9 protein-coding genes are annotated in these 12571 nt (G+C 62.2%); 8 read left to right on the forward strand and 1 reads right to left on the reverse strand.

The window, feature by feature from the left end; genetic code table 11:
- Positions 1 to 89: 89 nt before the first annotated feature.
- From PspS04_RS14880 to PspS04_RS14890, 3 genes are all read left to right on the forward strand, one after another.
- Positions 90 to 4817, forward strand: coding sequence for a dermonecrotic toxin domain-containing protein (locus tag PspS04_RS14880; RefSeq protein ID WP_159996203.1), 4728 nt, complete (start codon positions 90 to 92; stop codon positions 4815 to 4817).
- Positions 4818 to 4914: 97 nt separating this feature from the next.
- A complete protein-coding gene (locus tag PspS04_RS14885; protein ID WP_095170480.1) occupies positions 4915 to 5901 on the forward strand; it encodes a FecR family protein in 987 nt (328 codons plus the stop codon).
- A gap of 234 nt (positions 5902 to 6135) precedes the next feature.
- On the forward strand, positions 6136 to 6516 hold the full coding sequence (locus tag PspS04_RS14890; RefSeq protein ID WP_159996205.1) for a fe2+ zn2+ uptake regulation protein: 381 nt from the start codon (positions 6136 to 6138) through the stop codon (positions 6514 to 6516).
- Positions 6517 to 6532: 16 nt separating this feature from the next.
- Here the strand turns inward: PspS04_RS14890 and PspS04_RS14895 are convergent, their stop codons facing one another.
- A complete protein-coding gene (locus PspS04_RS14895; RefSeq protein WP_095170484.1) occupies positions 6533 to 6721 on the reverse strand; it encodes a hypothetical protein in 189 nt (62 codons plus the stop codon).
- Between the two features lie 220 nt (positions 6722 to 6941).
- On the opposite strand from PspS04_RS14895, the gene PspS04_RS14900 reads away from it, so the two are divergent.
- The 5 genes from PspS04_RS14900 (at position 6942) to glgA (ending at position 12565) form a co-directional block, all read left to right on the forward strand.
- A complete protein-coding gene (locus PspS04_RS14900) occupies positions 6942 to 8678 on the forward strand; it encodes a copper resistance system multicopper oxidase (RefSeq protein ID WP_159996207.1) in 1737 nt (578 codons plus the stop codon).
- Entirely contained in the window at positions 8675 to 9523 is an 849-nt protein-coding gene (locus PspS04_RS14905; RefSeq protein WP_237234920.1) for a copper resistance protein B, read from the forward strand. Before PspS04_RS14900 ends, PspS04_RS14905 begins: the two co-directional genes overlap by 4 nt.
- A 35-nt stretch (positions 9524 to 9558) precedes the next feature.
- Entirely contained in the window at positions 9559 to 10008 is a 450-nt protein-coding gene (locus PspS04_RS14910) for a DUF411 domain-containing protein (RefSeq protein ID WP_159996209.1), read from the forward strand.
- Entirely contained in the window at positions 10008 to 10442 is a 435-nt protein-coding gene (locus PspS04_RS14915; protein ID WP_095170492.1) for a YqaA family protein, read from the forward strand. Before PspS04_RS14910 ends, PspS04_RS14915 begins: the two co-directional genes overlap by 1 nt.
- A gap of 554 nt (positions 10443 to 10996) precedes the next feature.
- Complete coding sequence (glgA, locus tag PspS04_RS14920; RefSeq protein WP_159996211.1) at positions 10997 to 12565, forward strand: glycogen synthase GlgA; 1569 nt, start codon at positions 10997 to 10999, stop codon at positions 12563 to 12565.
- The last annotated feature ends 6 nt before the right edge of the window (positions 12566 to 12571 follow it).

The following is a 12571-nucleotide window of genomic DNA, read 5'->3' on the forward strand; positions in this document are numbered from 1 at the left end:
TATCTACCGCCCTGCGCCGTCTCGGCCAACTTAGCCTTGGACTTTCCCCCAGCGACTGAAAATCGTCGCGTCACACCGAGACCAACACCATGACTGACCAGCTCCTACCGCTGTTTTTCCCTGAAGCCCTGCAAGACATCAAAGTCCTCAGCCCAAGGTTACGGGCCCTGGATTTCACCCTCGCGGACCTGGCCTGGTTGCGCAGTGTAGAACTCGCCAGCCACACGATACGTGCGGCGCAGCCCGACCCCATGACCGTCGAGTCCATCGCGCTCAAGGTCAAGGACCGCGAGCCACAGCCCCTGGCCGGCAGCTTCATGCTGCACCCGACCCCGGTTGACCATAAGGCTGTGCTGTACACGCCCTACGGCGGGTTGCAGAAGTTCGACAACCCTCGTGCCGTGATTCAGGCACTACAAGAGTCGCTCAAGGCCCCCGGCAAGCGGCTGGAACTGTTGCGCTTCCTGCCCATCGCCTGGCGTGAAGCATGGCCCAAAGACAACAGCGTCAGCCTGAGCCATGCGGTCATCGACGACCTGGTGTTCGAGCACCAGTCGCGACAATTCGCGGCCAGCCAGGGCAACAACCTCAGCCTGATGCGCGAACAACTTGAACAATTGCCCACCTTGAGCCACTTGCTTGAACAATTGCTCGACCGTGAACTGGGTAGCGCGCTCCCCGGCCTGGATCAGCGCCAAAGCCGTGTCGATTTCTTCGCGCTTGGCACTGAAGGTCAACGAAGCAAGGTCGACAGCAAACCCTTGACCCAGGCTCTGCTTGATTTTTTCCTGCAGCGCGCATGGCCTGCGGGCCTTAGCCGGCAGTTTGCCAATCCGCGCCTGGCGCCAACTGCCGATGACCCTGCCCCCTGGGAAAAAGCAGTCAAGACCATCGCCCAAGGGCTGGCGCCCATGTTGGCCGAGCGATTACGCAGCTATTGGGCAGCGGACGCCGCGGTCGTCGGTACGCGCCAGGTTTTTTTTGCCCAGGCCATGCGTGACAAGGCGCGCCTCGACCTGCTGCGCAAGCGCCAGGATGCAATCCTTGACCCCGAACAGCATCAGGCCCTGGTGGCACTGCTCGAACGTGCGGACACCCCCGCCAACTACGACGCCGAACAGTTACAGGCAGAAACCGTGCGCCTGTGGGAGCACCCTGAGCACTTTGTGGAACCGGCCAGCACACTGATGCTGAGCAACCGCAGCAATGCGTACCTGTATAGCCAGCCCCTGGGCCTGCAAGTGCTGGGGAACTACGCCGAGCTGAAACAGACCGTGCAACGCATGGTCACCAGCAGCGGGCATGAAGATCAGGTCTACAGCCTGTTGAGCCTGCCGGAGCGCAACCTGCTGCTGCGCCTGGAGCAGCCCCAAGTGTCTGGCGAACCGCTGTTCGGCAGCCTGTTCCAGCGCCTGGTAGCGGACATCATCAGCAAGCAACAGCAGAGCATCAGCCACGCATTGGATGTATTTCGCAACAGCGAAGGGGCGATCGACCTGCCGGCATTGTTCGATCAGTCACTGGATGTGCGCGTCATGCTCGACAGCGCGTTGCTGGAGTCGGCTGATCAGCAGCGCTGGAGTCTGCGGCCGTTGATCAGCGGTGAGCATCACCCCTCCATCGTGGTGACGGACAGGGCCAAGCTGCACCTCAAGTCCCTGCGCAGCGTACTCGACTCCCTGACTGCAAAATTCGCCACGTTCCCCGCGGACAACCTGGCACTCCAGCAAACCTTCCTCGAAGGTCTCAAGCCCGACCTCGGCCACGCCCTGGCGGTCGGTATTCGCGGCGAAGCCGCTCTGCGCCAACTGCTCAGTACGTTCAGTGCGTACGACAAGGCCATCGTCGACACTGCGCTCAATCCCGATGCCGCAACCAGACGACAACGCCACGCATTACGCGGCTTCCGGCCCGATGCCTGGTCGTTGACCCTGCACTGCACGGGCGAGCCTGACCTGATGCCGCTGGCCAATTGTTTGCTGCTGACCGAACGGGGTGGCATGGACCCATCACACTCGGGACGGGCCATCCTCTGGACGCCGGCACAAGGGCTGGAGGCCTTCGCTTCCATTACCCACGCCCAGCTCGAACTGGGCCAGCGCTTGCTCGATGAAGGTGCGCGCCAGGGGCTGCTTGAAAACCTGACGCGTGACCTCTATCGCCCTCATCGTCACTACACCCTGGGACCATTGCGCCTGATTGAAGGCCATGTACTGCAGGAGCGTCAGCAATCGGCGATCAACCACTTCATCGCCGCACGCCGGCATACCCGCGCACTCGGACTGTCGGATGCCAGCGTACGCGCGGATTTCGTACGGCATAAATTGTCGCCCACGCCGCTCAATCTCGAACATGCCATGCAGATTGCCCAGGCAATCATCACCCGTGGCTCATTACCCGCTTGGCTCGGCGCTGCCTCTCTCGGACAACTGCAGCAGCATGCCGAATTGCTGGAGCAGTTTCGTCTCAGCCTTGACCCCGGAAGCGATTACCTGGATGACCTGCAACCCTTTTCAGCCTACGTCTGCGAGCGCCTCAAGCAACTGCTTGGCGCGCGATTCCCTGGAGTCGAGCTTGACCCCGATCAGTTGCAGGTGACGCCTACACTGGCCTTGACCGGCCCGGTACAGACCCTGAGTGAATTCGCACTCAACCCCACCCATGTGCTGCATGACGCCGGTTTCGCGATCACTTCGAGCAGTGCCCTGGCGCTCCCCGCGCAGGTAACTGCCAGTGAAATCAGAAAGCTGTTGCTACAACTGGACATCAAGACCGCCTACCGTGAACGACTGAACCAACACTTGAGCGGCAACACCAACGCGGTCCTCAAGCGCCAGCAATGTTTCGTCCGGCAGTTACCCTGGCAATTGCTGCTGCACGCCCACGCCCTGAACCTGCAGGGCACACTCTCCGAGCAAGGCTTGGCCCTGGTCGAGCAAGTGCTGGACATGCCGGATGCATTGGCGCGCGCCAGCGTCAGCGAGGCCAAGGCGATCGTCCGGCCCCTTGAACTGATCGCTACCGAAGGTGCCTCTGCCGTCAAGGCGTTGGGGTTGTACCTGATCGGCGAACCCGAGAGCGGCCCGCAGATTCTCTATGCGCCCTATGACAAACACCTGGGCTTGAGCGAGTTTGAAAACGCTGCGAGCGTGGTGGCTGCGATCAACCACCCGGGGCCGCTGCAGGATTTGCTGCTGCGCCGCTTACCCGACCCGCACAAGGCGACCTACCAGAACCTGCTGGCTAGCGGCCCCGACAGCGATATCCAGCTCGCCTGCCAGCCGATCCAGGGCAACCTGCTGCATCGCTTGTTCAGCGACAACAGCGTTCTGCTGTCACACCTGCTGGGCAGTCAGGGCGAACGTGGCGCGCTGGCCGATTGGGACGCGCTCAAGGCTCTGTTCGCCAAGGGTTTGAAATACGGCGGTAGTTTTTTGCCGGGCAAACTGGCGATTCCCCTAGCGCTCTGGCAAAGCTACACATCCTTCAAGGAGTCGGCCGAGGCCTTGCAGGATCATCACTGGAGGAGCGTGCTGCCGAGTTTTATCAACGGTGTTGCGCAACTGGTGAGGCTCGGCAAGTTGTTGCATGTCCCCGAAGGGGTGCGCCGCGAGACCCAGGCCATCGACCTCTGCGCGCCCGTGCGGACCCGGCTGCAGCCGTTCGAAGCCACGCAGATGACCCTCTCCGGCAAGCGCGCTGCCGATGGCAGCTACCCCTTGGCTGTCGGGAAGCACTATGCCCCGGTGGAGGGCAAGGTCTACCAAATCAGCAAGCAAGCCATCGCTCCGCGCATCATCGAGGCCACGCACCAGGGACCCTATGTCCTGAACCAGGGTAGCCAATGGCTGCTGGACCCTGATGTGCATAGCATTCACTACGGCAAGGCGCTGTCGAAACTGCACAGCAAACTGGTAACCCGGCACCAGGTACGCAGTCTCATCAATATCCAAGCCCGGGGCATGGAATCGATCCGCCAACTGTTCCCGGAAAAAGCCAGGCAGATCGTGCAAGCACTCGACCTTGCTCGGTTCTACGCCTTCAACAGCCTGCACAACCTGGCCCAGCTCAAGAGCACCCAGCGCGGGGCACGCCTGGAGGTCTTCTTCAAGGAAATGTTTGACGTCGACAGCGTCGATGAAAACCTGCTGCGCAAAATCAAAGAGGCAATTGTGCCCCTGTGCAAAGCCCTGGTGGATCCGAGCCTGGACCAACTCGACCACAATCGATTTGTGGTTGGCTCCAACCTGAATCCCTCGGAGGGTGTGATCGCTTTTGTGGTCAGTGAGGACGCGCAGCGCGCGGTGCATTTCACCGAGCACTTCTTCAACCAGCAACTGGACATGTATGAGGGGGCCTTGACCGAAGCGTTCGATATCACCGCCCACGCCCAGGCCGTCACCCTGATCCACGAGTTTTCGCACTTGTTTTCCAATACCTATGACTTGGCCACATTGGAAGCCCGCAGACCCTTCAGCGACCTGGTCTCGACCCTCACCCACGCTCACCGCCTGCTCAAGGCCGCACATGAGGAGTTCCAGCGTAACGCGCTGTCCCTGCGCACGCCGGCGGAGGAACTGTTCGCCTACTGGAACCACGCAGAAAGTGAATGGGAAAGTTTTGACGACGCCCCGGAAGCTAGCCTATTGCGCGCGGCGGTCAGGTCCGCCACCGGCACCAATAATATGCGTGAGGCGCGTATTGCCTTCCTCAACCCGGACTCAGCCGATCGACGCATCGACACCATCCTGCGCAATGCCGATTCGGTGGCACGCCTGGTATCTGAAATGGGCCGGCGCCTGGACCCGGTCCCGTAAATTGACGAAAAAGCCGCTCATTGATGCTCAATCGCCATGACGGCTGTTCTCGCCGGCTGGTGGTGAAGGTTAGAATGCGCGAAACCAGGAAGCATCAATGAGCCAAACCCCACTCACTCCAGCAGACGACGACGCCGTCACTGACGCCGCAGCGCATTGGTGCATGCGCTTGCATGCCCAGGACTGCAGCGCAGCCGAGCGCCAGGCATTTGTGCAATGGCGCGACGCCCATCCCCTGCATGCGTTGGAGTATGAAGCGATGCTGGAGATCTGGGAGGTCAGTGACCATCTGCCCCGCCCGGGACACTTGGCCGTCGCTCCCAGCCCTGTGGTCCGCCCGGGCTGGCAGCGGCTGGCAATGGCGGCGGCGGTCTGTGCCCTGGCCTTGCCGCTGGCCGCATTCAGTGGCTGGCAGCTGGGTTGGTTGCCGGACTCCTACGAGCGCTTCGAGGCCCAAGGTGCACTGCGCCAGGTGACGTTGAGCGACGGCAGCCAGGTTGAACTGAACCTGGGCACGGTGCTGACCTACAGCAATTACAAGGACCAGCGCCGGGTCACCCTGAAACAGGGCGAAGCCTTCTTTCGAGTCAGCCATGACGCCAGCCACCCGTTCGTGGTCAAGGCGGCTGACGGCCAGATTCGCGTCACTGGCACCCAGTTCAACGTCTGGAAATACCAGGACCAGGTCCGGGTGACCTTGCTCGAAGGCTCGGTCCTGGTGACCAGCAACGATGCCCAGCGCGGCGATGGCTTTCGCCTGGGTCCTGGCATGCAGGCGCGCTACAAGGGCGGCGACTACCAACCGCAGATCAATCAGACCTACGCCAACGACACGTCCCTCAGTTGGCGCGATGGCCGCCTGGTGCTCGACAACCTGACGCTCAACGAAGCCCTGCCGCTGATCAATCGTTACCTGCAGGAGCCGGTGCTGCTGGCCGACACTGACACCGGGATGATCCGCATCGGCGGGGTCTACAACATCAGCCAGCTACACAGCCTGGTGCCTTCGCTGCCCAAGGTGTTGCCGGTGTACCTGACGCACAACGCCGACGGCCGGACCGTGCTCAACTCCCGGCCGAAGTAACCCCGGGGCCGGCCCCACAATGGCAAAAACGTTTTTTGCCTTGCCATCGATACGAATCGGCGGAAAATAATTGACAGGCCATTGGCCCGAAATATCGGCGTCTCACCCTTCGCTGACGTACTTTCGACAAAATTTCTACATTCAGAGCTTCATGATTTGCCCCGCTCATTCGTCTTAATGACAGAGAGCACAAATCACATTTTCCTGATCAGGCTCTGAAAAGGAGTTTTCTGCATGTACAACTCGCAATTGCCAACGGATGGTAAACCCGCGCCGAAAGGTGTTTCCCTGGGTCAGGATGTCACTGTGTTCGGCAAACCGGTCGAGCGCCACGGTAACGACCGGATCCGCCAACTGCTCAAGAGCTTTGGCCTGCGCACCAGCCTGATACGCTTGAAAGTGATCGATGCACTGCTCAGCGCCGCGGAAAACGACCACCCGCTGGGCGTGCGTGGGGTGCACAGCCACTTGCTGGAACTGGACATCCCGCTGTCTTTTCTCAGCGTGCGTGAAGTCTTGAAGCGCCTGTGCAGCGAAGGCGTGATCGTGCTCAACCCGGATAAAAGCTACAGCCTGCATCCACAGGCTGCTGCCGTGCTCCAGCGCCTCGACTGACGCTGGCCCACCTCGCTCAGGGCTTGACCTTGCGCCGCATCACGCCGTTGATCACCACCACCGACACGGCCACGCCAATGGCGATGTACTGGAACAGCGTTTCGCTGATGATCCCGGCATTCTGCAGATATGACAGCCCAAGCATGATCGCCAGGACCACCAGGGAAATCAGAATAGAGTATTTCAAACGTTGCGACTGGGTCATTGCGGGTTCCTGAACCTGTGAATGTGTGAGTCCTGCAGCGGGCCGGCCCCATCCCTGTTCGGGGGCGCCAGCAGCGCGCGGGCCACATGGTACACCCAAGATGTTTCGCCGGGCGCGCCACGCAGCTGACAAATCGGTAATCCGCGCCTCAGTTTACTGACAGCGCGGGCCGTTTAAGGTCCTGCCAAACCTGAAGCTTCAGGATTGACGGGACTTTTTTATGCCTTCAACACCCTCGCGACGCTCTTTGCTCAAAAGCCTGGCCGCCGGTACTGTCCTGGCGGGCACCGGCCTGTGGCGCCCCACCAGTTGGGCCGTGACCGCAGACACAGCCTCCTCGACCCTGACCGGTAGCCGCTTCGACCTGTGGATCGGCGAATCGCCAGTCAACTTCAGTGGCAGCCCACGCACCGCCATGACCATCAACGGCGGTATTCCCGGCCCCTTACTGCGCTGGCGTGAGGGCGACACGGTGACCTTGCGCGTGCACAACCGACTCAAGCAGGACACCTCGATCCACTGGCACGGGATTATCCTGCCGGCCAACATGGACGGCGTGCCCGGCCTGAGCTTCCACGGCATCGCCCCCGATGGCCTGTACGAATACCAATTCACCCTGAAGCAGAACGGCACCTACTGGTACCACAGCCATTCCGGCCTGCAGGAACAGGCCGGCGTCTATGGCCCGCTGGTGATCGACGCCCGCGACCCCGAACCCTTCGCCTACGACCGGGACTACGTGGTGATGCTCAGCGACTGGAGCGACCAGGCCCCGGAACACCTGATGCGTACCCTGAAAAAGCAGTCCGACTACTACAACCGGCACCAGCGCACGGTCGGCGACTTCATAACCGACGTCAGCCGCGACGGCTGGGCGGCGACAGTGGCGGACCGCACCATGTGGGCCCAAATGAACATGAGCCCCACCGACCTTGCAGACGTCAGCGGCGAAACCTACCACTACTTGCTGAACGGCCAGACGCCACAAACCAACTGGACCGCCCTGTTTCAGCCGGGGGAAAAGCTGCGCCTGCGACTGATCAACGGCTCGGCCATGAGTTACTTCGACTTTCGCATTCCCGGCCTGCAGATGACCGTGGTCGCGGCCGATGGCCAGTACGTGCAGCCGGTCACCGTCGACGAGTTGCGCATCGCCGTTGCCGAGACCTACGACGTCATCGTCCAGCCCACCGGCGCCCGCGCCTACACCCTGTTCGCCCAGTCGATGGACCGCAGTGGTTATGCCCGCGGCACGCTCGCCACCAGCCAGGGGCTCAGCGCCGAGGTCCCGCAGCCTGACCCGCGGCCGTTAATCAGCATGGCCGACATGGGCATGGACCACGGCAGCATGGCGGGCATGGACCATAGCCAGATGGCCGGCATGGATCACAGCAACATGCCCGGCATGGCCGCCCCGCTGCAAAGCCATCCGGCTTCGGAAACCGCCAATCCGCTGGTGGACATGCAGACCATGCGCCCCAGCGCCAAGCTCGCCGACCCGGGCATCGGCCTGCGCGACAATGGCCGCCGAGTGTTGACCTACGCCGACCTCAAGAGCACCTTCGCCGACCCCGACGGGCGAGAGCCCTCGCGCACGCTCGAGTTGCACCTGACCGGGCACATGGAGCGCTTCGCCTGGTCATTCGACGGCATCAAGTTCAGCGACGCCCAACCCCTGCGCCTGACCTACGGCGAGCGCCTGCGCATCACCCTGGTCAACGACACGATGATGACCCACCCGATTCACCTGCACGGCCTGTGGAGTGATCTTGAGGACGAGCACGGGCGCTTCCAGGTGCGCAAGCACACCATCGACATGCCGCCCGGCACCCGCCGCAGTTATCGGGTAACCGCCGATGCCCTGGGCCGCTGGGCCTATCACTGCCACCTGCTGCTGCACATGGAGATGGGCATGTTCCGCGAAGTGCGCGTCGATGAACCGGGGAGCCCGACATGAACATTCGCCTGCTGCTGGCCGCACTGTGCGGCGTTTACCTGAGCCCGACCCAGTCGGCCGAAAGCATCGACCACGCGGCCATGGGCCACGGCGCGATGCCTGCCATGGACCACAGCCAGATGCCCACGCTGCAGAGCCGCACGCCGATTCCCGTGCCCAGCGACGCGGACCGCCGGGCAGCCTTCCCGGCGGTCAATGGGCATAGGGTTCACGACAAGGCGCTCAATGGCTTCTGGCTGATCGACCAACTGGAGTACCAGGATGCCGACGACGGCAGCGCCCTGGCCTGGGACATGAGTGGTTGGGTGGGCGGCGATATCGACCGGCTGTGGCTGCGCACCGAAGGTGAACGCAACAATGGCCACACCGAAAAAGCCGAAGTGCAGGCGTTGTGGGGACATGCCATCGGACCCTGGTGGGACCTGGTCGCCGGCCTGCGCCAGGACTTCCAGCCAGGCTCGCCGCAGACCTGGGCCGCGTTCGGGGTGCAAGGCCTGGCCCTGTATAACTTTGAAACACAAGCCACGCTCTTCGTCGGCGAAAAGGGGCAAAATGCCCTCCGCCTGGAAGGCGAGTACGACATTCTGCTGAGCAACCGGCTGATCCTGCAGCCCAGCGCCGAGCTCAACCTGTACAGCCGCAACGACCCCGAACGGCGGATCGGCGCGGGGTTGGCCAACACCGAAGCCGGTGTGCGCCTGCGATATGAAATCGTCCCCGAATTTGCCCCGTACATTGGCGTGACCTGGAGCAGCACCTACGGCAACACCGCCGACTACACTGGCGAGGATGACGAACAGCGCAACCAAACGCGCTTCGTCGCCGGCGTGCGGCTCTGGTTCTGAGCCCATCAACGCAACGATCGACAAAGAGATTCCCCATGCACACCACAGCACTTCGCCTGGCCGCCCTGGGCGCCCTGTTCATCAGCACCCAGGCCCTGGCGGCCGAACTGATCCCGATCGACGTCCATCGCGACGCCAACTGCGGTTGCTGCAAAGCCTGGATCAGCCACCTGCAGGACAACGGCTTCAAAGTCACCGACCACGTCGAACCCAACATGAGCGAAGTCAAGCAACGCCTGGGGGTGGCGCCGCGCCTGGCGTCCTGCCATACCGCGCTGATCAACGGCAAGTTTGTCGAAGGCCACGTCCCGGCCGAACAGGTGCTGGCCCTGGCCAAGCGTGACGACTTGCTGGGCATGGCCGTACCGGGCATGGTCACCGGTTCGCCTGGCATGGAAATGGGCGATACCGTCGACCCGTACCAGGTAATCGGCGTGTCCAGGGATGGCAGTCAAACGGTGATCGCCGACTACCCGGCCAAGTAGTGCTGCTGGCGTACCTCGGGCTGTTTGCGGCGGCATTCGGTGCCGCCACACTACTGCCCTTGCAGTCCGAGGCAGTGCTGGTGGGATTGCTGCTCAATGGCCAGTACTGGTTGTGGCTGCTACTGGCCGTCGCGACCCTGGGCAATGTCCTCGGGTCGCTGGTCAACTGGTGGCTGGGCCGCGGCATTGAGCGCTTCAAGGATCGCCGCTGGTTCCCCGTCAGCCCAACCAACCTGGAAAGGGCCCGCCGGCATTATCAGCGTTACGGCCACTGGTCGTTGCTGCTCAGCTGGTTGCCGGTGATCGGCGATCCATTGACCCTGGTGGCCGGCGTAATGCGCGAGCCGCTTGGGCGTTTCCTGCTGATCGTCACCCTGGCCAAAGGCGCCCGGTACGGCGTGCTAGCCCTGGCCACGCTCGGCTGGCAGGGCTGACCTTTTCCCCGGACACAACAAACCCTGTGGGAGCCGGCTTGCCGGCGATGGTCTTCAACGATGATGGGTATTTCCCAGGCCAACCCCCTCCAAGTCGCGCACTTATTTGGTGCGGCCACCTGCAACCCTCCGCTCCACAGGCACCCATCCCCTGCCTCTTTTTAACCGACCACCACTGAAAACCTGCCCTTCGTCGGTGCAATTGTCACAATTTTCCAGTTGTCTTCTCCTGATCCAAACCGATTGTCGAACAATCCGAAAACCCGCCTACCCCGCTCTAGGTTCTGGCCTAGACTGGATTTCGCGGGGCCAGACCGTCGGGTCATATAACGGAGAAAAACTCGAAACTTTCCGCTATAGCGACGGGTCAGGTGATTAGAGGGGTCACGGCCGCTGGTGCAATCCTTGCAATGTTCACAACAGCCTTGGGAGCTTCAACGCATCGGGCCGCGCTTGCGCCACGACGCGTGGCGCATTTGCGCCTGGCCACAGGAAACGGCCGCTTGATGCACGGGTGAGATGCCTAAAGCAGATCAATAAAACGGGAGAAACACATGAACAGTGCCTCTTTAGAAATCCAGGGAGATCGTACTCAGCAGGCCATCGGCGAGGCGACATCGATGGCGATCCTGGCCCCCGGTGCAAAGACGGTACTGCCCACTCCACGTCAGAATCCGAACAAAAAGAAAGTCCTGTTCGTGACGTCGGAAATCGCTGACCTGGTGAAGACCGGCGGCTTGGGTGACGTCTCTGCCGCACTGCCTCGGGCCATGGCCCACCTGCACGACGTCCGGGTGCTGATCCCGGGTTACCCGCAAGTCATGCACAGCGATAACCCGATCCACATCATTGGCGAACTCGGCGGCCACGCGGCCCTGCCACCGTGCAAGATCGGACGCATGGACATGCCCGACGGGCTGGTGATCTACGTCTTGATCTGCCCCGAACTGTACGAGCGCGAAGGTTCGCCCTACGGTGCCAACAATGGCCGTGACTGGCCCGACAACCATATCCGATTTGCCCGCCTGGGCCTGGCTGCCGCCGACATCGCCGCCAACCTGGCGCAAATCCACTGGTGCCCGGACCTGGTGCACGCCCATGACTGGCCCGCCGGCCTGGCCCCGGCCTACATGCACTGGCGTGGGCAGCGCACCCCGACCCTGTTTACCATCCACAACCTGGCCTACCAGGGCGTGGTCAGCCTGGCTTCGTGCCCGGAGCTGGGAATTCCCGAACACGCCCTGCAGCAAGAAGGCATGGAGTTCTACGGCAAACTGTCCTTTCTCAAGGCCGGTATGGCCTATTCCAGCCACATCACCACGGTCAGCGCGACCTACGCCCAGGAAATCACCACCCCGGCGTTTGGCTGCGGCCTCGATGGTTTTCTGGCCAGCAAGACCCAACAGGGCCTGCTCAGTGGCATCCCCAACGGCATCGATGAAAGCTGGGACGCGGCCACCGACCCGCACCTGTCCTGCCCCTTCACCATCGGTGACTGGGACGGCAAGGCCGCCAATGCCGCCCAGGTCCGCGAGTTGTTCGGCCTGCAGGACAGCGAGGGCCCGCTGTTTGCCGTGGTCTCGCGCCTGGTCTACCAGAAAGGCCTGGACCTGACCGAAGGGGTGGCCGAGTACATCGTCAAATCCGGCGGGCAGATCGCAATCATCGGCCGTGGTGAACCGGAGGAAGAACAAGCCATGCGCAACCTGGCCCTGCGCTTCCCAGGGCAGATCGGCGTGCGCATCGGCTTCAATGAAACCGATGCTCGGCGCATGTTCGCCGGCAGTGACTTCCTGCTGATGCCCTCGCGCTACGAGCCCTGCGGCCTGAGCCAGATGTACGCCCAGCGTTTTGGCTCCTTGCCGGTCGCGCGTAATACCGGGGGCCTGGCCGACACCATCGAAAATGGCGTCACCGGTTTTCTGTTCGACGAGTCCACCGTGCCCAGCTACGAAGAGGCGCTGAGCCGGGCCTTCAAGGTCTTTGCCTTCCCTGCCCTGCTCAATGCCATGCGCTGCCGGGCCATGGCCGCACCCTTCAATTGGTGCAAGGCCGTCGAACCCTACGCTGAACTCTACGAACAACTGGTGGCCAAGGCGCTGGGGAAATCGGTCAAGTTATAAGAGGGA

The organism is Pseudomonas sp. S04 (genome assembly GCF_009834545.1).
In the GTDB taxonomy this organism is placed as follows: domain Bacteria; phylum Pseudomonadota; class Gammaproteobacteria; order Pseudomonadales; family Pseudomonadaceae; genus Aquipseudomonas.